We start from the raw sequence: 21,310 nt of genomic DNA on the forward strand, positions 1-21,310 counted from the left end.
TTTGACCTCCTTATATGTATTGGGGCTGTTCATTCAACCCGGCTGTTTCGTTTATCCCAAAGCGGACGTTCGCGTTTTGAATCGCTTGTCCGGCCGCACCTTTTTGCATGTTGTCGATGACCGAGACGATGGTCAACCGGTTTGTCCGTGCATCGGCGTACACCCAGATGTCACAGTAGTTCGAGCCGACGGCCGTCCGAATCTCCGGTTCGCCTTGTTGCACCCGGATGAACGGTTCGTCCGCATACGTCTCATCCAACACGTGCACCCAGTCCGCCTCGCTCTGCATGACTGTCGGCACGACACTCATCGTCGCCATGATGCCCCGATTGATTGGCAGCAGATGTGTCGACAGCGACACCGTCGCTGGGATGCCAGACACTGCGTGGAGCGTCTGTTCAATCTCTGGGATGTGTTGATGCGTATGAACTTTATAAAGTTGCACGTTCTCGTTGGAGCGGGCATGGTGCGTCTTGGCGCTAAGTCCCTTCCCGGCTCCCGTGATACCGGAGCACGCCGAGACGATGATTTCGTTCGGGTCAATCCAACCGCCGTTCACGAACGGTAACAAGCCGAGGGCGACCGCCGTGGCGTAACACCCGGGATTGGCAATCCAATTCGCCGTCTTCACGACGTCCCGATTCCATTCCGTCAATCCGTATACGGCCTGCGCCTGAAGCGATGCCGGTACGGCCGGTTTGTCGTACCACGTCTCGTAGCTCGATGCCGGCAGACGCAAGTCGCCGCTCAAATCGATGACGACTCCTTCATACTCGGTCAACTGCGTCACATATTGCGCTGACACCCCACTCGGCGTCGCTAAAAAGATGATGTCGATGTTCTTCAATGCATCCACTTGGAACGGCTCGAGCGTCAAATTGTCGATTTCTAACCATGGATACAGTTCTTCGAGCGTCAATCCCGCGCTCGAATCGCTCATCGCCCGGACGAGCGTGAACTCGGGATGCTTCCCGATGAGCTTCAACAGCTCCATGCCGGCGTACCCCGTGACGCCGACGATTCCACAAGTGATCATTTGCCGAACCTCCTTAAAAGAATAAATTGATTAAAACATACGTATATTTATACTGTCAATTGTATTTTTATACAAAATAAACAGAGCGAGGCTCGCCGGAGCATAAAAAAACGGCCCGGTGCAACAGCACCGGACCGTGAACATGAATTAGATTTGATTTTTATGACGAGCGTCTTGAAGCGCATCGACCAAGTCTTTCACGTCTTCGACGAGATTTTGAATCGTATCTTGGTTCTCTTCATAGAGCGCCTTCAAATCCATGACGCGATCTTTCAAACTCGCTTTCGACGAGGCTTGGAGGCCGACCGAATGAGCTTGTGTAGACGTATCGTGTGACTTGAGTCGTGATTTCATATGCTTGAGCTGACTGACTTGTTGCTCACGCGTCTCTCTGTGGAGAAGCGATGCCCCGGCTCCGATGATGGCACCTGCGGCCATTCCCATCCAGAAGTAGTTCTTGTTCATAAAAAATCCTCCCCTAACGTGACGTTATGTTTATTATAGGTCATCCGCTCCATCGACGACATAGTGTTTTATGATCGGACCGGCTCCTTTTTGTTCAACGGCTTCTTTCAGCCATTCTTGGAACAAGACGTAATCGGTCGAATCACGGAAACGATTCCCGCCCTCGGTGAATTGGATGAAGATAATCCCGTGGTTGTCGTCCGGGTCGACACCGAGCCGATAGGCGGCAAAACCGCTATGGCCAGAACCCAAACGTGACTTTTCTTTCAACAAACGATGGAACAAGAGCGACCGGGCGTTCGAATCGACCGGAATGTTCGCATAGACAATATTCCCTTTCGGGGCGAATTGTCCTTCCGCTTCCTCGATTTGAAACGTCTTTCCACTCTGGAACGGGGACTTGTCCCCTTCGGCGAGCAGAATCGTTTCTGTCCCGTTCGCGACGATGACGCCGGGTTGTTGACGCAATCGTTCAGCGACCGTACCTGAGGCGAATGTCATGAATAGCTTAGACAAGCTCCTCACAACCTTTCGCGAGCATGATGTCTTTCTCCGTGATGCCGCCTTCGTCATGCGTCGACACGGTCAACGTGACGTTCCGATACTCGATTAAGATGTTCGGATGATGGTCGAGCGTCTCAGCCAAATCGGCGACGAGATGGACGAATTGAATCGCCTCCGGAAACGTCTCGAGTCGATACGTCTTTTGTAACTCCCCTTCGACAACGTCCCAGCCGTTTAAGCGGGACAGTTGCTCTGACAGTTCGGTTGATGACAGCAGCATGTGCTGATTCCCCTTTCGCAAACAGTTCTTCTTACACCTAGTACCCGACCGCGATCAAAAATAATCTTTTTCGCTTCACGTAAAATGATTTAGAATAAGAAGGATAGCCAACTATTCTTTACATGAGAGAGGAGTTCTCACCATGCGAGCATTGATTGTGATCGACTACACGTTTGATTTTATCGCAGACACGGGTCGTTTGACTTGTGGAAAACCAGGGCAAGACATAGAAGAACGAATCGTCCAGTTGATTGAGGAGTTTGCCGACGAGGATTATGTCGTCGTCGCGAACGATGTCCACGACGCTGGTGACACGTATCATCCCGAGACGACGCTCTTCCCGCCTCATAACATTCGTGGGACGGAAGGCCGCGAACTTTACGGCGCTGTAAAAACCGCGGCGAGCCGGGCCGACCATTGGATCGATAAGACACGCTATAGTGCCTTCGCCGGGACCGACCTTGATTTGCGTTTGCGCGAACGGGCCATCACGGAGATCCATCTCGTCGGTGTGTGCACAGATATTTGTGTGCTCCATACGGCAGTCGACGCGTACAACCTCGGCTATACAATCGTCGTTCACGCCGATGCCGTCCAAAGCTTCAACCCAGTCGGTCACGATTGGGCGCTCGAACATTTTGTCACGACACTCGGGGCAACTGTGACCGGGAAGTGACATAAAACAGAAAGGAACGATTATGTTACATCGCAACCTAGCGCTTCACACCGATCTATACCTCCCACGTTGGATGTATATTTATTGGAAACAAGGCCGTCACAACGAACAAGTTGTGTTCGACCTGTATTACCGCTCGAATCCGTTCAGCGGAGGCTACGTCGTCTTCGCCGGCCTGCAAAACATCGTCCACTACTTGGAGAACGTCTCGTTCACGGAAGAGGACATCCGTTATTTGAAACAGCAACTCGACTTCGAGGACGAGTTCGCGGACGTGCTCCGCAACTTTAAGTTCACCGGCTCGCTCTATAGCGTCCGCGAAGGAGAAGTCATCTTCCCGAACGAACAAGTCGTCCGTATCGAATCGACGATTTTTGAGGCGAAGCTGTTCCAGACGGCGCTCTTGAACATTGCCAACCACGAGTCCCTCATCGCGACGAAATACGCACGCATCCGTCAAGCCGCGCCGAATGAGACGCTGCTTGAAGGCGGAGCCCGTCGCGCCCAAGGTGTCGATGCCGCGTACTACGGAACTCGGGCCGCCTATATCGCCGGCTTCGACGTCACGAGTTTGGTTTCGGCTGGACGCGACTTTGATGTCCCGACCGGGGGAACGATGGAGCACGCCGATATTCAGTTCCACGACGAGGAGCTCGAGGCGTTCCGCTCGTTCGCCGAGATGTATCCGGACAACACGAGCCTGTTGATCGACACGTATGACACGCTCAAGTCGGGTCTCCCGAATGCGATCACGGTCGCCAAGGAACTCGAGGAAAAAGGCTATCGCTTGAAGTCGGTCCGACTCGACTCGGGCGATTTGGCTTACTTGTCGAAACGGGCTCGCAAAGCACTCGACGCGGCCGGACTCGACTACGTCAAAATCGTCGTCTCAGGCGACCTCGATGAGTACGTCATTCAAGACTTGCGGATGCAGGGCGCTGAAGCCGACACGTTCCTCGTCGGGACGCGCGGCATCACGGCGTATGAACAGCCCGCACTCGGCATGGTATACAAGCTCGTCGCCCGCGAAGGCGCCGACGGGAAGCTGAAGCCGGTCATCAAAGTCTCGTCTTCGAAAGTGAAGACGACGACGCCGCACAAGAAAGAATTGTATCGCATCATCGATAACGAGACCGGGAAATTCAAAGGGGATTATATCGCCCTGGCTGATGAGCCGGTCGAAACGTATAACGAGATCGACTTGATTGACGTCCGCGACCCGGCGTTCCGGATCAAGACACGCAACTTTAGCGTCAAACGTTTGCTCGTCCCGATTTTCCAAGACGGCGAACGCGTCTATGACTTGCCGAACGCGAAAGAGATTCGCGCGTATCATCACGAACAGATGAACGGTCTATGGGAAGAGTACAAACGTCTCCGCTTGCCGGAAGTGTACTCGGTCACATTCAGCAAACCGCTCTGGGACTTAAAACTCGAGATGATTCGTCAAACACGGATCCCGAAATAAAACGAGAGGCTACGGATTTGTTCCGTAGCCTCTTGTTTATGCTGTCGTCATCTCGTTCGCATGGATTTTATCTTCTTTTCTCCGAAAGTAAAGTGCGATTGAAAGAGAGATCAAAATCAATATGAAGTAAACGGTCCGTTGCCAAAACGTCGCTTCCGTATCCCCTTGGAACAACGCGATGATATAGTCACTCCCGCTCACGAAGAACAGTCCCGCGAGCAAGAGAAAGATTCGATATCCGGCCCGACTCCGCTCTTGCTTTACTTTGAAGAAAAGGACACCATAATAACCGATTGCTAGAATCGTGATATACCCGATTATGCCAACAACCCAACTCATCTTGATGCCTCCTTATCCTCTATTTTTTTACTTCGCTTCCCCGCTATCGTAACACAATCTTCGAACCAGACTATGTTAAGATGGATTAAAGAAAATGTGGAAGGGATCGATACGATGAAAACGTTCCGCCTAGTCCAAGTTCGCCTCGTCCAAGACGAGTATGGCAACGAGTTGAACCTCCCCGTCGAACTGCTCGATGGGTTGATTATCTCGAAAGAGCATGACAACGAATGGCTCCTCGAGATGCTCGTTCCGACCGAATTTGCCGTCACGCTTCATCACTATTTGAATAAGCGAATCCTGCTCCTTGCCGAAGCCGTCATCACGTCACCGGCGAACCGCCCGGCCGCCCTCGCGTTGACGTTCACGAGCGAGCGTTCGCTCAGTGACCACCACACGTTCGTCGCCGAAGGGCTCATGCTGATGCCAAAACAAGATCCGACCAAGCAAGTGCTCGATTCGTTGATTTCCGAAGGCGTGGCCAACGCCGAACTTAAACCGTCCTTCTTCGAAAAACAAGTCGAACAGCAGCAATCGTTCAGCCGTTCCGCCTTCACACAGCTCGTCAAGACAGGATCGTTCGAATAAGTCGAACGGTCTTGTTTTTCTTTCCCCGTTTTTATAAAACTCTCAACCCAAAAAGGCGAAGAAATTTCTTCGCCTCAGATGTAGATGAAAAACAAGATGACCATCATCGTCATCCCGACGACTTTGAGCATCGTGCTGCCGAGGAAAGCAAGGACGGTCCCAACACCGATACTCCATGCTTCACGCGTTGACTTCCCGAGCGTGAGTTCCGCTAAAAATGCGAAGATGAACGGGAAGATGAGCACCCCGACGAGCGGGAAGATGAATGGTCCTGCAATCAACCCGATCGTCGCCCCCCATTTCGCCCGTTCCGAACCGCCACGTTTATCGACCGTAGCCCGGGTGACGATATAGTCGACCACGAACAAGAAAATCAAGAACAAACTCTGCCAGAGCCAAAACGTCCATGTGAGCGGCTCGAATGAGAAGCCGAAGCCGTAAATCACATAACCGATGAATAAGAACAGGACGCTCGGAATGACCGGATAAATCAATCCTGCGAACGCGACAACAAATGATGCGATGATGAAAATCCAGAGCAATGTCGTCATGAGCTTCTCCTCACTTTGCGACGATCACATTCGTAATATGGTCGGCGACATTGACCGCCTTGACCACGAACTGACCATCTTGATGTTCAATATAGTTCGAGCAGGCGTTGCGCATCGCATGGCGGAACGTATACGTGTCATCGATTGCCGATAGCGCGGCTTTAATCGCATGCGAATGACAGACGACGATGACACGTTTTCCGGCATGTGTCTCGACGATGTCATGCATGCCACTCAAGACGCGGGCGCGCATCTCGTCTTCGGACTCGAGACCAGGGACACGGTCTTGGTCATCGGCTTGAACAGCCTCATAAATGCCCGGTACCGGTTTTCCCGATGCTGCCCCGAATTCACGCTCGATGAAACGTTCGTCTTGAATGATGTGTGCTTCGTCGATGCCGCACGCCTCCGCGATGTAACGCGCCGTATCGACGGCCCGCGACAACGGGCTCGCCACGATGACGTCCCACGATTCTTGACTTAAAAAGGCCGCACTCTCTTCGGCCTGCCGATGTCCGAGTGCGTTGAGCGGAATGTCTTCCCGTCCTTGAATGATTTCTTGAAAGTTCCAATCGGTCTGACCATGTCGGACCAAGCATAGTTCTGTCACGCGAGTCACTCCTTTTTGATTCCTAAATCCTACCCCATCGTACCATCTTTGCGCAAAAGCGCAACGTCACATCATCGCGTCATCGATGAAACGATCGATGCGGGCCATGAGCTGCGTCTCTTTGATTGGGTTGTCGGATTGGAGGAAGCTCGCCAACGAATGCGTCCCGTTCGGGAAGGAAATCAACTGCACGTTCGCACCGACCTCACTCGCATGTTCGACGAAGTGGAGCGCCTGTCCGAACGGGACGATCGGGTCTTTCTTTCCGTGCAAGATGAGGATGGGCGGGGCATCGTCATAGAGATGCGTGACCGGAGAGCACTTCACCATCAGTTCACGCCACGCCTCGCGGCTGCCCTCATAAAACTTCAAATGCGCGAGCCACGTCTGGATGAACTTGAACAATAAGAAGTTCGTCGGCGGATAGAGCGCAATGACTCCTTTGATTGGCGGGACGTCATCTCCAAGCTCACCGGTGAACTGTTTGCTTCGATCGAGCGCCGTCGCTAAGACGAGTGCCGCACCGGCCGAGTCGCCCCAGACGATTAACCGGTTGATGTCCAAGTTGAGCAGACCGTCATGCTGTTTCAGATAACAGAGCGCATCGGAGACGTCGATGATGTTGTCCGGGAAATAGACCCCATCCTCGAACAGCCGATAGTCGATGCTGATGACCGCGAACCCTTTGGCAAGAAAATGGTCGAGCAACGGATGGAACAACGTCACCATCCCTCGATTCCCGCGCACGAACGCTCCCCCATGGGCATACACTGCGACCGGGAACGGTCCATCCCCTGGCGGATAATACACGTCAAACTGGAGCGGACGGTCGTCGACAATCTTGTACGTGTGCGTCCGGCGTTTACGGGTCGAAGGACGCACCGGTAACTCGGGCTCTTGCCAACGCACGAGCGATCCATACTGGTTCCATACGCTGGCTCCAGCTGCCGTGGCGGCCGCGAGCGCCGCCCCACCAACGAACCAGGCGGTCTCCTTTCTCATATACATCCACTCCTCGTTCTTTTTTTAATCATATTCCCTTTTTCTCGAAAAACCATCCATCTGAAGTCGGACTTGACGTGCACGGATTCGCCCCCTATAATATAACTCGCAGTCACAGAACGTAACGGTTACGATTTAAAGGTTCACATAGAGAGGACAGGTGGAAGAGTTCATGAATAAGAAGTTATTGGGTGTTGCCGCTGCCGGCACACTTTTATTAGGTGGATGTGCCAGTAATGAAGAGAGCGGTGCGACGGAGGAGACGAGCGACCAGTTGACCGTCTATGCGTCAACGTTCGCCTTGAAATCGTTCGCCGAGGAAATTGGCGGCGACCGTGTCCGCGTCGAGATGGTCATCCCGCCTGGCGCTGATCCCCATACGTACGAGCCGACCTCGAAGCAGATGACCGATATCGCCGAGGCGGACTTGTTCTTGACGGTCGGCCATGACCTCGAGCCATACGTCGAGTCGATGGAAAAGAGTTTGGCCAATGAGAACGTCACGTTTGTGAAGACGGCCGAAGACGTCACACTCCTTTCGGCTGAAGGCACGGTCCACGTTCACGGTGAAGATGAGCATAGTGAAGACGAGCACGGACATGAGGAAGACGAGCACGCCGAGGAAGAAGCCGGTCATAGCGAAGATGACGGGCATAACCACGGCCAATATGATCCCCACGTCTGGCTCGATCCAATGAACGCTGTCTCGATGGCGGAAGCATTCGAAGCGGCATTCAGCGAACAGGCACCTGATTATAAAGATGAGTTCGCGGATCGTTTAAGCGCCTTTAAAGAAGAGGCCGACACGCTCGACGCCGAGCTCAAAGCAGCAGTCGACGCTGGCTCGAAATCAGAGCTTCTCGTGACACACGCGGCCTATGGTTACTTGGCTGAACGGTACGGTTTTGAGCAGCTCCCGATCACCGGCCTCACCCCGTCAGAAGAACCATCCCAACAAGCGCTCAAACGCGTCATCGAGGAAGCACAACTTCACGATTTGACACACATCGCTTTCGAGGACACGGTCACACCGAAAGTGGCTCAAGTCGTTCGAAACGAGATCGGTGCGGAAACGGTGACGATTTACAACTTGGAGTCGGTCACGAAAGAGCAGATGGACAAGAGTTACTTCGATCTCATGCGTGAGAACGTCAAAGCGCTTGAGACGGCATTGAAATAAGAGTTACTAAAAACAGCTCGGTGCGCAGGCGCCGAGCTGTTTATGTATGTTCTGGTTCCCGGTCGATTTGTCGAAGTCTCGCCCAAATGACACCACAAACGAAAAGCGGAACCGTCAGCATCAAGGTTTGGAGAAGTGTATCGATTAGCACGTTCGTCGGGTATATCAGTTCAATGAACACGAAACAAAGCACCGTCAAACAGAGAACCGTTGCGAGCAACTTCTTCAAACTCAGCAATGGATTGCGCTTGCGCAGGAAGAGTATGCTATTCCCTATGGCGAAGCCACAGTTCACTACAATCAAGAGGTAGAAGAAAATCGAAATCGGATGATTATAGGCCGGACCCGTCGAGATGACGTAAAACCATATAATTAAAAATGCAAACACGGTGACCAGATTGATTCGACCTACATTTTCCCGATCTGCCCGATACGCAAAGATTGGGCTTAAGATACCGATGACAAAAGTCATTTGGGCAAAGAAATCAAGCATATGTCCACTCCTTGATAAACCATTTGTAATAGTTTACCAATTCTCAAAATGTTTTCATAGCCTTTTCATTCGTAGTAAACCAACACGAGTTCATCCCGTTCCATCGCTTCTTCGCAGAATCGTTTTAACAGCGTCCATTTGAGCCAAACGTCATCGAGCCCCTCATGGTCAACGAAAGCCATATCGGCGACATCCTCTTTCGAGAACGCATTCATCGCATCTTTGACGATGTGAAGCAGTTGCGGTGTCAAAATCCCGACGACGACCGCCTGTTTCTCATTGACGATCAATTCTTCCCCGATGACGGCCATCTCTAAGTTGTACGTGTCGTCCCCATCGATATAAATCTCGATTTGTCCAAGAATCTTTTGGAAACGTTCGATGTTCGGGAGCGTCAACGTCTCATACGTATCACGTAGTTGACTGTGCACGTGCAACAGCCAATCTAAAATCATTTCCGGGTCTTGTTCGAACGAGACCCATACTTCCGGGGAAATGCGTATATAGTGTGTCGTCTCCATGATTGAACGCCCCCCTTTTCTTCAGTTTACCCATCTTTTGGGTGCAAAAAAACCGTCTACGCGCTTTCGTAGACGGTTTGTCGTTTATGAACGGATGGTACCTGTTTTGACTTCTTCCTCTGATTCCCAAGCTTCGATGTGCTCGCGGCCTGGCAAGTTGTCAATCGAATCGGCGTAGAAGACCGGATCTTCACCTTGACGGCGTTGCTCCAAGTAATCGTCGAGGACGAGACGGGCAACTTTCGCGAGGCGGAAAATCGCATACAAGTTAACGAGTGCCATGAGGCCCATGAACACGTCCGCGATTGACCAGACGAGACCAGCCGAACGGACGGCTCCGAAGAGGACCATGCCGACGACACCGATGCGGTAGAGCATGACGTAAATCTTTTTATCCGAGATGAACTGGATGTTCGTCTCGCCATAGTAGTAGTTTCCGAGAATCGAGCTGAACGCGAACAAGAAAATCGCGATCGTGAGGAACGATGTCGCCATCGGACCAATCTCTGCCGTGAGCGCCGCTTGTGTCAATTCGACACCTGCGAACGACTCTGAACCGGCGACACCTGACAACAAGATAATCATCGCGGTCGACGTACAAACGAGCAGCGTGTCGACGAAGACGCTGAACGACTGAATCAAACCTTGTTTGACCGGGTGCGATACTTCAGCAGTCGCCGCCGCGTTCGGGGCTGAACCCATTCCCGCTTCGTTCGAGAAGAGACCACGACGAATCCCTTGGAGCACCATCGCCCCGATGGCACCACCGAACAATTGTTGCAGCCCGAAGATTCCTTCTGAGAAAATCAAGCCGAATACTTCCGGCAACAACGAGGCGTTCGAAATCATGATCCACCCTGCGAGCAAGATGTAACCACCGGCCATGATTGGAACGATGATACTCGAGAGCACGGCAATCGATTGAATCCCACCGAAGATGATGATGGCTGTCACGACAGCCAAGACGAGACCGACTGTCGTCGTGCTAATCCCGAACTGGTTGCTGACTGACAGCGAGATCGTGTTCGACTGAACCGAGTTGAAGGCGAAGCCGAACGAGAATGTAATCAAGATGGCGAACAAAATCCCGAGCCAGCGCTGACCGAGCGCACGTTCCATATAGTAAGCCGGGCCACCGCGCCATGTGCGACCGTCGCGAATCTTGTACACTTGCGCGAGCGTACTTTCGACGAACGCCGAAGCCGATCCGATGAGCGCGATGAGCCACATCCAGAAGACGGCTCCCGGGCCTCCGAGCGCGATGGCCGTCGCGACACCCGCGATGTTCCCTGTTCCGACGCGTGCCGCCGTCCCGATGGCGAACGCTTGGAATGACGAGACCTGGCCTTTTTCACGCTTCATGCCGTCTTTGAACAAGAGACGGAGCATTTCAGGAAACATCCGGAACTGGACGAACCCCATGCGAATGGTGAAGTACAAACCTAAGGCGACAAGGACAACGATTAGCACTGACGACCAGAGCAGGTCGTTGGCTGATGAAACGAGATTTTCTACGAATTTCTCCATCTTTTAATCCTCCGTGTATGTGTAAGTTATAAGAAAAAGTTATGTCAACTTTATTTACATGAGTAGAATTATAGGAAAAACGTTTTAAAAATGCAATCTTTTTCGACAATTTTCCCCATCGCGAGTGAGCATGAAAAGGCGACCGGTCACGTGACCGATCGCCTAACTTCCAACATTTGATTAGATAAACAGGTTCAAGTTACCGCCTTCGGCTGCTCCGAGGTACGCTGCCACACCACCGAGGTCGATACCGTCGATTAACTCTTCTTCTTTGATGCCCATGACGTCCATCGACATCGTACAAGCGACCATTTTGACGCCTGCCTCTTGAGCCGATTTGATCATTTGGTCAAGGGATGGCACGTTTTTGTCGCTCATCACTTTCTTCATCATCTTCTGACCCATACCACCGAAGTTCATATTCGAGAGCGGAAGCTCACCCGCATGCGACGGCATCATCATGCCGAACATCTTCTCGAGGCCTTGCTTTTTCACTTCTGGCGCGTCTGGTTTACGGATGACGTTGAGTCCCCAGAACGTGAAGAACATCGTCACGTCTTTGCCCATCGCCGCAGCACCTTGGGCGATGATGAACGAAGCGAGTGCCCGGTCGAGGTCCCCACTGAAGACGACCATCGATGCGCCGTCGCCTGCTGGCGCGCCCGCTTGGACGGTAGCAGGACCATTTCCTTTTTGAAGCACCGCTTCGACGCGACCATTCACAAATTGTTTCGAGACGAGTTGGTTGCCCGTTTTCTTCGCCCATGCTTCGATGTCTGCGAAGAAACCTGGATCGCTTGCGAGGACACGGAGCGTCTCTCCTTCGCCGAGCTCGGCTACTTTTTTATTCACTTCTAAGATCGGTCCCGGGCATTGCAGACCGCACGTATCTAGGAAAATCGGTTCCCCGACTGGTTGATTCGTCATTGCTGGCGGTGCCTCCTCCGTTGCTGTAGCGGCAGTCTCATTGACTGCCTGCGTGCCTGCCTCGATGGCATCGAAATCACGTTTTACTTGTGACCACGTCTTGTAGCCACCGCTCAAGTTTTTCACCTTGAAGCCGTTTTGACGCAAGATGCGGGATGCGAGATATCCGCGAAGCCCGACTTGGCACGTCACATAAATCGTTTCATCTTTGTTGTAGTGATCCAAGTTCTCGCGTAGCGAGTTGAGTGGTACGTTGATCGAGCCAGGAATTTTACCAAGTTCGTGCTCCGACTCGTCACGGACGTCGAGCAATGTCGCGCCATTTTGAACCAAGTCGTCAATCTCATTCCAGTGCACGACTTCGTTATCGCCGAGGACGACGTTCGAGGCGACGTAACCGATCATGTTGACCGGATCTTTCGCCGAGCTGAACGGTGGTGCGTAGCTGAGTTCAAGGTCTGGGAGGTCAAGCACCGTCAAGCCGCCTTTCATCGCTGTCGCAATCACGTCGATACGTTTATCGACGCCGTTCATCCCCACGCCTTGCGCGCCGTAGATTTCACCTGTCGTCGGATGGAACAACAGTTTGAGTGACACGGGTGTCGATCCTGGGTAATACCCTGCATGTGAACCCGGGTGGACGTGGACGGCTTCGAATTCTTTCCCGGCCGCCGTCAAACGCTTCTCGTTCCAACCGGTCGAGGCGACCGTCATATCGAAGACTTTGGCGATTCCAGTCGCCATCGTTCCGTTATATTTGACGTCACGACCGTTGATGATGTCGGCGACAAGACGCCCTTGGCGGTTGGCCGGCCATGCGAGCGGAACGACCGTCGGCTCTTTAAAGATATAGTCGAGCACTTCGACGGCGTCACCGATGGCGTAGATGTTCGGGTCTGACGTGAGCATCTTCTCGTTGACGCGGATGGCGCCACGGATGCCTGTCTCAAGTCCTGCTTCCGTTGCGATTGACGATTCTGGTACGACACCGATTGATAGGACGATCATATCAGTATCGATGACGCGACCGCTCTTCAAGTGGACACGTTTCCCTTTCTCAGAGAACGAATCGACACCGTCAGAAAGCTTAAGATCGACGCCATGGAGACGCATATGCTCCTGAACCGGTGCGACCATCTCACGGTCGAGCGGTGTCATGACTTGATCGGCCATCTCGACGAGTGTGACGTCGACGCCACGTTCCCGTAAGTTTTCAGCCATTTCAATCCCGATGAAACCACCACCGATGACTGTCGCATGTTTCGGCGCTTTGTCATCGACGTAGCTGCGGATTTTATCCGTATCCGGGATGTTGCGGAGCGTGAAGATATCTTCTGCTTCTTCGATCCCTGGGATGTTCGGACGAATCGGTTTCGCACCTGGTGACAATACGAGTACGTCGTACGACTCCTCGTACGTCTCACCTGTCTGGACGTGTTTCACCGATACCGTCTTCTCGGCACGGTTGATTTTTGTCACTTCCGTCAAATTACGGACGTCGAGTTGAAAACGCTTGTTCATCCCCTCGACCGTTTGGACGAGCAATTTTTGACGATCTTGAATCACGTCACCGATGTAATAGGGAAGTCCACAGTTCGCGAACGAGATATACTCGCCCCGGTCGAACATGACGATTTGGTTCTCTTCATTTAAGCGTCGAAGACGGGCGGCTGCCGAAGCACCACCGGCGACTCCACCGACGATTACGATTTTTTGACTCATTGCTCATTTCCTCCTTTGACGACTTCACCTGGCCAACTCATCAAGCCATCTTCTATATTGGCCACTTTATAACCTTTCGCTTCCATTTGCCAAGTCGCTTGCGTGCTGCGAGCGCCTGAGAGGCAAAGGACGATGTACTCTTCTTCAGGATTGAGCGAATCAATCCATTCCGACATTTCGGAGAGCGGATAGTTTGCCGCGCCCTCAATGTGCGCTTCTTGGAACTCGTCCCGTTCACGAACGTCGACGATATTTACCGGTACTTCAAAATCCATTTGCCGTTTCAACGCAGATGCTTTCATGTCTGTTTATCCATCCTTTGTATCTATAAAGTTTCACTTATTTATTCGTCAGCTTGGTAGCGGGCGTCCGTTAAAAGTTTGTGATTTTATGAACATATCGCTTCCACGTCATTAATATACCCCCTGCGGTATTTGATTGCAAGCGATTTGTTTGTCGAATCGGTAAACGTTTGAAAAATCTTCACATCAAACGTTGTTGCTCGACACATACTCCCCCACGTATTAAGATGAGACTACACATTAAATAGTTGGATTACTGAACGATTTGAATATAGAGGTGAAGCGAATGGAACAGTATCAATACGATGCAAAAGTGTTGAACCGGATGAAACGGGTCGAAGGACAAATTCGGGCCATCATCCGCATGATGGAAGAAGGGAAAGAATGTCGTGACGTCGTGACGCAGTTAAGTGCGGCCCGATCAGCGCTTGACCGTGCCTCGACCATCATCGTCGCGAAGAACTTGGAGCAGTGCATCATCACTGCCCAACAAGATGGCGAAGATACGTCGGAAACCGTCGAAGAAGCCATCAAAATGTTGATGAAACGCTAGTTCCCCTTGCTTTCCCTACGCAAATGGGCGAAAGTTAGAGTAACGACTTTTAAGGGGGACTTGTTTGTGAACTTCGAAGAAAAAGTAGAATCATTTAAAGCGCTCGTCGCTGAACGCAATATGACGTTCAAAGAGAGCGAAACTGAAACGCACGTCACATTTTTGACGCGTGAAACGACTAAATCCGGGGCTCAACCCGTTATGATTATCGCCTTCAACAAAAAGACGACAGATGCGGAGCTGTATGCCGCGACGGTCACACACGTGCCGGATTACGTCGAAGACCTACCGATTCTGAACGCGTTGAACGAGTTCAACCAAGAGTTCAAATACTTCCGCTGCGTGCTCGACAGCGACCGTGATGTCACGCTCGCCTCGACGCTCGACCTCGACCTCGGCTTCTCGCCAGAGATCATCTTGCAACATTCATTCATGATGTTCCAAGCGGCCGACGAAGTGAACGAGTACATGCAGAAGTTGTATACGCAAGTCCAATAACAAACAGCCGCCCCGGACGAATCCAGGGCGGCTGTTTTTGAATCATTCTTTCGAGCGGACTCGTATAAGGAGAAAAAGGAGGAATTGCTGATGATGACACGTTACACCCATTACCTCGAAGCACTCGAAGGAATCAGGGGGGCGACAAAATGGTTCACTGACGATTTCCGACGTTTGATGGCAATCAACTACGCCATGCACGATGCCCCGTTCGATTCGAAACGGTTCGAACACGCTCAAGCGGTTCTGAAACAAAAGACCGGCATGTTCTCAAAATTTCGCGGCAGCAATAATTTCGTCTGGCTGTCGTTTCTCGACGCCAAGTATGAAGACATCGAACCGGCCATCGACGAGGTACTCCGGCTCGACACGTTGCTCGACCGAAAGCACTTCCGCTTCAGTATGTTACGGCCTTTCATCGCGAGCCAGCTGATTAACGTCGAGGAGCCTGAACGCCGGCTCGATGAGGCGAGCGCGCTCTATCAAACGTTCAAACGAAACCACCCTTGGCTGACGACCGAGGAGGACCTGTTGTCTGCCCTCGTTCTCGTTCAAGCGTTCGATGACCACGATGCGTTGAGTCAACGGATTGAGGCGTATTACGAAGCGTTGAAAGTCGAGTTGTCCCGCTCGAACGAGCTCCAACTTGTCTCCCATCTGCTCGCTTTTAGCGACTTGCCCTCAGACGAGGTCATCCGCCGCTTTTTGGACTGGCGTACGCGGCTCCAAGGACAAGGAATCGCCGTCAAAAACGAGCATCTGCCAGCACTCGCCCTGTTGGCCATCGTCGCGGCCCCGAACGACAACGATGAGCGCGACCTGATGGAAATTACGAGCGCCGAGAAAGAACGAAATCGTTGGTTCCATGCCCACGCGTTGACGGTCGCTCTGCAGCTCGTTGCGGCGAACAACATTACGGAAGACGCGAGCGATTTACTGTTGCACGGTACGTTCGCCCATTTGCTCGCCATGCAACAGGCCGCAACGGCCGCGGCGACCGTTGCCATCATCTCAAGTACGTCTTCGAGCGACTAATCCCCTCAACTAAACAAGTACCAACTGAGACAACCGAGCACGAACACCGAGTTGGCGATTTCGACGATCCCGATCTTCATGATGGGGATCTTTTTGCCGTAGAACGCGATTGCTCGGATTAGGCTCGGCGCGTAAGCGAGCGCGAGCACTGGGTAGCTGAGCACGACAAAGAGGGTGACGAGGACGACGTGATACCCCCACGATACGTTCCGATAGAAGCGGCTCTTTTTCTCCCGAATCATCGTCTTGACGAAAAAGATGCTTCCGAGGAAATATAAATACGGCAAAGCAAATACCCACAGCATCGTCGCGTCGAAGGCGCGCGCCCCGAGATAATAGCTCGCCATCCCGCCGATGCAAAACGAGGTGACGGCGCTGACGTCATTCCAGACGTTACGCTCGTCCTTGATTTTGGCGAAATAAGCGTTGACGAGACCGAATGGCATCATCGCAAGGACGAACCAGACGAGACGCCAATCAGACAGAAACACGGGGATGGCCGCGACGATCGCAATCGTCAAATACGTGATGACCGTGCGCAACATCTGCTGCGATTTCTTCCGTTGCTTGATGAATTGGAACAAGAAAAATGTCCCCATATAAACGAACAACCAGGCGATGGCGAACGGGATGTGCGCGAGCGTCCACCCACCGACAATCCCGCCGAGTAAGAACGGTAAGATGAGCATCGACCAAGCGCCGTGTTGTTTTGGAATCATCCATTTCATGTGACTCCCTCCTTCTACGTTCAGTGTAGAAGAAAGACGGCTATAAAACTGTGATAAATTTTACAAAACAAAAAACGATCTCAGGCGAGATCGTTTTTTGGTGCAAGCTTGGGTTTGATGACCGTCGGCTTGGTATGTTCGACCACGTCGTCCGTCAACATCTTCGTGACGACACGACCCGCGATCGAGACCGCGACGAGCGTATACAGTGCATTCGACAGTGGCAAATAGATGAGCGAGATTGCCAAGACGATGACATCAAACGTGATGAGAATCGTCCCGACCGATACGCCGGTCCATTTCGATAAGCCGAGGGCGAATAAATCGTCGCCTCCGGTCGCCCCGCCCGATTTCAAGACGAGACCGAGACCGTAACCGGTCACAATCCCGCTCGCGATGGCGGCAAACAACGTTGCCGGCCACACTTGGATATCGAACGTGAGTAAATCCAAGCGATCCCATATGGCATAGCTGAGCGACAGTGACGTCGCGGCAAGCACGGCTTGTCCCACGAAGCGCCAGCCTTTCCACCAAAGGGCGATTAAAAAGAAGGGGATATCGAGTACGATCATCGAGATCGCCGGATCGATATCAAATAGATAGCGGCCGAGCAATGCTAGCCCGACGAACCCTCCTTCTGCCAAACCAAACTGTTCATTCAAATAATAATAACCGAACGCCATGATCAGCGTTCCGAGCACTATGGTAGCAACTCGTTTCATTCCGATTGTCCTCCCCGTTTTCAACGGAGAGGAGGATCCTCAGTCGTAGCCGCGGTTCCATCTGTTCCATCTCCGATCTTCCGTTTGTTGATTTTTACATTGATGTTGCTTGTAAAAAAATCAACGCTAGAAGTCCGGTAATTGAAACAGAGGCCATGTCCTCTCGGTATCCATAAAGACCTTCCTTTCCCAAATTGCGCGTAGTCATGTGACCAGTCTAACACAATTCCGGAGTTGTTTCATTAACTGTACATTTAGTGTAAGTTACGTTTCGGTAAATCTTTCTTCCCGAACCACCACCAGTTCCAGTCCCCGAACAGTTTCATCAAGGATGGGACGAGCAGCATTCGAATGATCGTCGCATCGATGAAGATGGCGAGCGCGATGCCGACGCCGAGCTGTTTGATCGGGCTGACGCCGGTGAAGGCGAACGCGCCCGTGACAACAATCATGATGACCGCGGCCGACGTAATGATTTTACTCGTCTTGGCGAGTCCCATCTCGGTCGCGTAATCGTTATCGCCTGTCTCCCGGTAATATTCCTCGATCCGTGAGACGAGGAACACCTCATAGTCCATCGACAGACCGAACACGAGCGAGAAGATGAACACCGGGGTCAAGATACTGATTGTCTCGGCATCGTACACGTAGCCCGACTCGAAGATGATGACGAGCAGACCGAACGTCGCCCCGAGACCGAGCACGTTCATGATAATCGCCTTAATCGGAATCAAGACCGAGCGGAACGCCCACATGAGGATGACCATCGTTGCCAAGATGACGGTCACGACCGCATACGGGATACTGTCATAAATCTCCTCATAGATTTCTTCGTTGAACGCAGCCGGTCCCCCGACATTAAAACCGCTCTCGCGCCAATCTCTGACGAACGCCTGGGCGTCTTTGTCGCTCGGCGCGACGTTGAAACTGACGTTGACGAGGGCGAGGTCCGTATTCCCTTCGAGCGTGACGAGGCGTTCGAACGCCTCGAGCTGTTCCGGCGCCGCTTCAGCGAGTTGTTGGAATTCGGCTGGTTCGAGCCCGGACGCCGTTAAGAACGTCGTCACGTTGTCGACGATTGGATCCTCGGACAGCTCATCGGTAAGTGCCGTCAATTCATCGAGAATCATCGAGTCGGTCAAATCGTTCGCCTCAAATAAAAGCACCGCATCGGTCGACGTCTCTCCGAACACGTCGTCCCAACGTTCAAGGGCGGCCCGAGATTCATATGACGTCGGAAGTGCGTCGGCACCCGGGATGTTCAGCTCAAGGTCGCGGACGAACCAGAGGCTCGGTAACAATAACAACAGCGCGACGATTGTCATGACGACAGGACGTCGCATCACAAAACGGGCCAACTTCTGCCACCGCACCTCGGAGCGCGTCTCATTCGTCTTGATGAGACGCCCTTTATTGATGGCATCCCCGACGATATATAAGGCAGACGGCAACAACGTGAGCGCCGACAAGACCGCACCGGCGACCGCCATCAATGCGCCGAGCGCTACCGCCTGAAACACGTCGACTTGGATGAATAGCAATCCGGCCAGTCCGACGAACACACAAAGTCCCGAGAACAGAATCGACCGGCCGGCCGTTGCGACCGTTCGGACGATGGCCGCCTCACGTGAATTCCCATGCGCGAGCTCTTCCCGGTAACGGTTGACGAGCAAGAGCGAGAAGTCGATGCCGAGCGCGATAGCGATCATCGCGACCGCATTCAAGACGAAAATGGACAGTTCCATCGTCTGGGCAAAGAAGAACAACGAGCCGGCCGCCACGATGAACGTAATCAAGCCAACGAATAAAGGCATGACCGCAGCGAGCGGTGTCCCGAAGACGAGCAAGAGGACGAGCAATGCGACCGGAATCCCGATCAACTCGGCCCGAATCAAGTCATTCTTCGACGCCTCATTCAAGTCATCCGCGAAGACCGGTTCTCCGGTCAGTCGCACGTCTGTATCCGTATCTCGAATCAAGGCGTCGCGAACATCAGCGATGGACGCTTCAGCCGCATCGTAGTCCTCGAACTCGAGCAATAAGTAAGCCGCGTCTCCAGAGCGGGCGTCTGGGTTTTCCGTTGGTGTAATCACACCATCGACCCCGTCGACCTCAGCGAGCCGATCGCGTTGCTGTTCGATGACCGTCTCTAAATCGCCACCTTCCAACAAGACGATCATCGAGGCCCCGGCCCGGTCGAACCGGTCGTTCAACGTATCTTCCACTTGGGCGAAGCGCCCGTCTTGAATCGCAAACCCGTTGCCGCGCAATTCACCTGGCAACTGTAATCCGAAATACACCGATACCGCGAGTAACACCGTCCAAATCAATACGACAGCGTAGCGCCATCGGACTAACGCTTGTCCTAATCGTTCCATCCCTGTCCACTCCTCTCCATCTAAGAAGACTGTTCCCGTTTTTAGGCGAGATTGTATAAGCCTTCGTAAAAAAATCCTGAACCATGTCCCGGTCCAGGATTATCAACGCTCGAACACTTGCAGCCAGCTATGGCAGAAGCGGCGCGGCGTCGATAGGACGACAAGTCTGTCGCCCGGCTCGTCCAATAAGACGACTTTCAATAATTCGGTCTCGGCACATACTTCCGAAGAGAACACTTCACAATCGCGCTCAAACAGTTGAAACGATGTCATCGAGGTGATGGCGGTCGTCACACCGATTTGATCGACGATGACCAAATCACGGTCACCCCCGTATGGAATCTTCCAACGCGCGCCCGCTTCGACGTCCTCGACCATGAACTGTTGATTCCGTTCATCGTACAAGGTCACGAGGCCAGGTGCCGTGAATCGTTCGAAATCATAGGTCGGTTGATACGCGAGTTCGATAATACGTCCGAACTCCGGGATTTCCTCGTAACGGCTATACCGAAACGTGTGATCGTTCAAATTCAAGGCGACGAGATCTGATTCAGCCGAGTACAAATACAAATCGTCTCCTGACCAATAGTGCAGGTTACTGAACCAATCGTCATGGAACGTCCGTGGAATCTGGTGACGTTCCATCGTCCCGTTTGTCAAATCCATGACTCCGTATGTCTGTAACTCTCGAAATAGCGCGACGGCTCTTCTACCATGTGGTTCAATATATAGTGCGCAAGGTGCCCATTTCCACTCGAGTTCCCATCGGATTTGGAACGTCTCGTCAAAAAACAGAAACCCGGTTTGCGCCAAATACAACATCCATCCTCCACCAACACGCTCTAACCACTCAACCGTCTGATGAAATTGATAGTCTGCTACTTGTTTGTACATTTGATCACTTCCTAGTTTCAGCTTAGCAACGCCTGACGCTTTTTTCGATTTTGAATGTGTTCACCGAACACATTCTCCAACCGTCCGCTTTTCCTGTATACTGGCAGTAGCATACCCGTAATTGGAAAGGAGGAACCTTCATGCGCCCACTTCAACTCTCTCCCGAGACGGCGGTCGAGCTTGCCAAAAAGCTAAACGTCCCGCTCGAGGAACTCATGCATATGCCTAAACACATCATCGTCAAGAAGATGATGGAGCTCGAGGCAGCCAAAACTGAAACGAACGATGAAAAGGAGACGGAATGACGTCTC

At 52.4% G+C, this 21,310-nt stretch carries 25 protein-coding genes; 8 read left to right on the top strand and 17 right to left on the bottom strand.

The annotated features are described in order from the left end of the window. Nucleotides 1-10 precede the first annotated feature (10 nt). The 4 genes from argC to KNP83_RS10595 all read right to left on the bottom strand — a co-directional run bounded on the left by argC (nucleotide 11) and on the right by KNP83_RS10595 (nucleotide 2,285). Nucleotides 11-1,036: an N-acetyl-gamma-glutamyl-phosphate reductase gene (gene argC, locus KNP83_RS10580; protein ID WP_214762432.1), complete on the bottom strand. Its 1,026-nt coding sequence runs from the start codon at nucleotides 1,034-1,036 to the stop codon at nucleotides 11-13. A 147-nt stretch (nucleotides 1,037-1,183) separates the two neighbouring features. After that, on the bottom strand, nucleotides 1,184-1,501 hold the full coding sequence (locus KNP83_RS10585; RefSeq protein WP_214762433.1) for a hypothetical protein: 318 nt from the start codon (nucleotides 1,499-1,501) through the stop codon (nucleotides 1,184-1,186). A 33-nt stretch (nucleotides 1,502-1,534) separates the two neighbouring features. Then, a complete protein-coding gene (locus KNP83_RS10590) occupies nucleotides 1,535-2,017 on the bottom strand; it encodes a hypothetical protein (protein ID WP_251139337.1) in 483 nt (160 codons plus the stop codon). Further along, nucleotides 2,010-2,285 (bottom strand): 4a-hydroxytetrahydrobiopterin dehydratase, encoded by a 276-nt coding sequence (locus KNP83_RS10595; protein WP_131471574.1) that lies wholly within the window; start codon nucleotides 2,283-2,285, stop codon nucleotides 2,010-2,012. Before KNP83_RS10595 ends, KNP83_RS10590 begins: the two co-directional genes overlap by 8 nt. Nucleotides 2,286-2,427: 142 nt before the next feature. On the opposite strand from KNP83_RS10595, the gene KNP83_RS10600 reads away from it, so the two are divergent. Next, nucleotides 2,428-2,961: a cysteine hydrolase family protein gene (locus KNP83_RS10600; protein ID WP_214762434.1), complete on the top strand. Its 534-nt coding sequence runs from the start codon at nucleotides 2,428-2,430 to the stop codon at nucleotides 2,959-2,961. 22 nt (nucleotides 2,962-2,983) lie between these two features. Continuing rightward, complete coding sequence (locus tag KNP83_RS10605; protein ID WP_214762435.1) at nucleotides 2,984-4,429, top strand: nicotinate phosphoribosyltransferase; 1,446 nt, start codon at nucleotides 2,984-2,986, stop codon at nucleotides 4,427-4,429. Between the two features lie 36 nt (nucleotides 4,430-4,465). On the opposite strand, the gene KNP83_RS10610 is transcribed toward KNP83_RS10605, so the two are convergent. After that, nucleotides 4,466-4,768: a hypothetical protein gene (locus KNP83_RS10610; protein ID WP_131471580.1), complete on the bottom strand. Its 303-nt coding sequence runs from the start codon at nucleotides 4,766-4,768 to the stop codon at nucleotides 4,466-4,468. Between the two features lie 114 nt (nucleotides 4,769-4,882). Here KNP83_RS10610 and KNP83_RS10615 point away from each other — a divergent pair, with 114 nt between their 5' ends. Then, nucleotides 4,883-5,356, top strand: coding sequence for a YwpF family protein (locus KNP83_RS10615; protein ID WP_021068164.1), 474 nt, complete (start codon nucleotides 4,883-4,885; stop codon nucleotides 5,354-5,356). A gap of 74 nt (nucleotides 5,357-5,430) precedes the next feature. Here KNP83_RS10615 and KNP83_RS10620 read toward each other — a convergent pair whose 3' ends face one another. The 3 genes from KNP83_RS10620 to KNP83_RS10630 form a co-directional block, all read right to left on the bottom strand. Beyond that, entirely contained in the window at nucleotides 5,431-5,907 is a 477-nt protein-coding gene (locus tag KNP83_RS10620; protein WP_214762436.1) for a DUF456 domain-containing protein, read from the bottom strand. Nucleotides 5,908-5,917: 10 nt separating this feature from the next. Then, nucleotides 5,918-6,517 (bottom strand): histidine phosphatase family protein, encoded by a 600-nt coding sequence (locus KNP83_RS10625; RefSeq protein ID WP_214762437.1) that lies wholly within the window; start codon nucleotides 6,515-6,517, stop codon nucleotides 5,918-5,920. Nucleotides 6,518-6,583: 66 nt separating this feature from the next. After that, a complete protein-coding gene (locus KNP83_RS10630; protein ID WP_214762438.1) occupies nucleotides 6,584-7,519 on the bottom strand; it encodes an alpha/beta hydrolase in 936 nt (311 codons plus the stop codon). Between the two features lie 172 nt (nucleotides 7,520-7,691). On the opposite strand from KNP83_RS10630, the gene KNP83_RS10635 reads away from it, so the two are divergent. Next, nucleotides 7,692-8,699, top strand: a complete 1,008-nt coding sequence (locus tag KNP83_RS10635; RefSeq protein WP_214762439.1) for a metal ABC transporter solute-binding protein, Zn/Mn family — start codon at nucleotides 7,692-7,694, stop codon at nucleotides 8,697-8,699. A 40-nt stretch (nucleotides 8,700-8,739) separates the two neighbouring features. Here the strand turns inward: KNP83_RS10635 and KNP83_RS10640 are convergent, their stop codons facing one another. From KNP83_RS10640 to KNP83_RS10660, 5 genes are all read right to left on the bottom strand, one after another. Then, nucleotides 8,740-9,192, bottom strand: a complete 453-nt coding sequence (locus KNP83_RS10640; protein ID WP_214762440.1) for a hypothetical protein — start codon at nucleotides 9,190-9,192, stop codon at nucleotides 8,740-8,742. 65 nt (nucleotides 9,193-9,257) lie between these two features. Continuing rightward, entirely contained in the window at nucleotides 9,258-9,713 is a 456-nt protein-coding gene (locus KNP83_RS10645; protein WP_214762441.1) for a DUF1877 family protein, read from the bottom strand. Between the two features lie 84 nt (nucleotides 9,714-9,797). Continuing rightward, nucleotides 9,798-11,240 carry an alanine/glycine:cation symporter family protein gene (locus KNP83_RS10650; protein WP_214762442.1) on the bottom strand — a complete coding sequence of 481 codons (1,443 nt, stop codon included), beginning with the start codon at nucleotides 11,238-11,240 and terminating at the stop codon, nucleotides 9,798-9,800. A 180-nt stretch (nucleotides 11,241-11,420) separates the two neighbouring features. Next, on the bottom strand, nucleotides 11,421-13,889 hold the full coding sequence (locus KNP83_RS10655) for a CoA-disulfide reductase (RefSeq protein ID WP_214762443.1): 2,469 nt from the start codon (nucleotides 13,887-13,889) through the stop codon (nucleotides 11,421-11,423). After that, nucleotides 13,886-14,191 (bottom strand): rhodanese-like domain-containing protein, encoded by a 306-nt coding sequence (locus KNP83_RS10660; RefSeq protein ID WP_214762444.1) that lies wholly within the window; start codon nucleotides 14,189-14,191, stop codon nucleotides 13,886-13,888. The genes KNP83_RS10655 and KNP83_RS10660 overlap by 4 nt, the downstream gene beginning before the upstream one ends. 286 nt (nucleotides 14,192-14,477) lie before the next feature. On the opposite strand from KNP83_RS10660, the gene KNP83_RS10665 reads away from it, so the two are divergent. The 3 genes from KNP83_RS10665 to KNP83_RS10675 all read left to right on the top strand — a co-directional run bounded on the left by KNP83_RS10665 (nucleotide 14,478) and on the right by KNP83_RS10675 (nucleotide 16,277). Then, the gene (locus KNP83_RS10665) at nucleotides 14,478-14,744 is read left to right on the top strand and encodes a metal-sensitive transcriptional regulator (RefSeq protein ID WP_021068154.1); all 267 of its coding nucleotides are present in this window, start codon (nucleotides 14,478-14,480) and stop codon (nucleotides 14,742-14,744) included. 66 nt (nucleotides 14,745-14,810) lie between these two features. Next, nucleotides 14,811-15,242 carry a type III secretion system chaperone family protein gene (locus KNP83_RS10670; RefSeq protein ID WP_016509669.1) on the top strand — a complete coding sequence of 144 codons (432 nt, stop codon included), beginning with the start codon at nucleotides 14,811-14,813 and terminating at the stop codon, nucleotides 15,240-15,242. Between the two features lie 90 nt (nucleotides 15,243-15,332). Continuing rightward, nucleotides 15,333-16,277, top strand: coding sequence for a DUF4003 family protein (locus tag KNP83_RS10675; protein ID WP_251139338.1), 945 nt, complete (start codon nucleotides 15,333-15,335; stop codon nucleotides 16,275-16,277). A gap of 5 nt (nucleotides 16,278-16,282) precedes the next feature. On the opposite strand, the gene KNP83_RS10680 is transcribed toward KNP83_RS10675, so the two are convergent. From KNP83_RS10680 to KNP83_RS10695, 4 genes are all read right to left on the bottom strand, one after another. Further along, a complete protein-coding gene (locus KNP83_RS10680; protein WP_214762445.1) occupies nucleotides 16,283-17,005 on the bottom strand; it encodes a YwiC-like family protein in 723 nt (240 codons plus the stop codon). A gap of 80 nt (nucleotides 17,006-17,085) precedes the next feature. After that, a complete protein-coding gene (locus KNP83_RS10685; protein ID WP_214762446.1) occupies nucleotides 17,086-17,727 on the bottom strand; it encodes a YitT family protein in 642 nt (213 codons plus the stop codon). Nucleotides 17,728-17,981: 254 nt separating this feature from the next. Next, nucleotides 17,982-20,105, bottom strand: a complete 2,124-nt coding sequence (locus KNP83_RS10690) for an MMPL family transporter (RefSeq protein WP_214762447.1) — start codon at nucleotides 20,103-20,105, stop codon at nucleotides 17,982-17,984. Nucleotides 20,106-20,207: 102 nt separating this feature from the next. Next, nucleotides 20,208-20,999 (bottom strand): hypothetical protein, encoded by a 792-nt coding sequence (locus tag KNP83_RS10695; RefSeq protein WP_214762448.1) that lies wholly within the window; start codon nucleotides 20,997-20,999, stop codon nucleotides 20,208-20,210. Between the two features lie 140 nt (nucleotides 21,000-21,139). Between KNP83_RS10695 and KNP83_RS10700 the strand changes: the two genes are divergently transcribed. Continuing rightward, the gene (locus tag KNP83_RS10700; RefSeq protein WP_214762449.1) at nucleotides 21,140-21,304 is read left to right on the top strand and encodes a YycC family protein; all 165 of its coding nucleotides are present in this window, start codon (nucleotides 21,140-21,142) and stop codon (nucleotides 21,302-21,304) included. The last annotated feature ends 6 nt before the right edge of the window (nucleotides 21,305-21,310 follow it).

The organism is Exiguobacterium sp. s146, assembly GCF_018618415.1.
Taxonomy (GTDB): domain Bacteria; phylum Bacillota; class Bacilli; order Exiguobacteriales; family Exiguobacteriaceae; genus Exiguobacterium.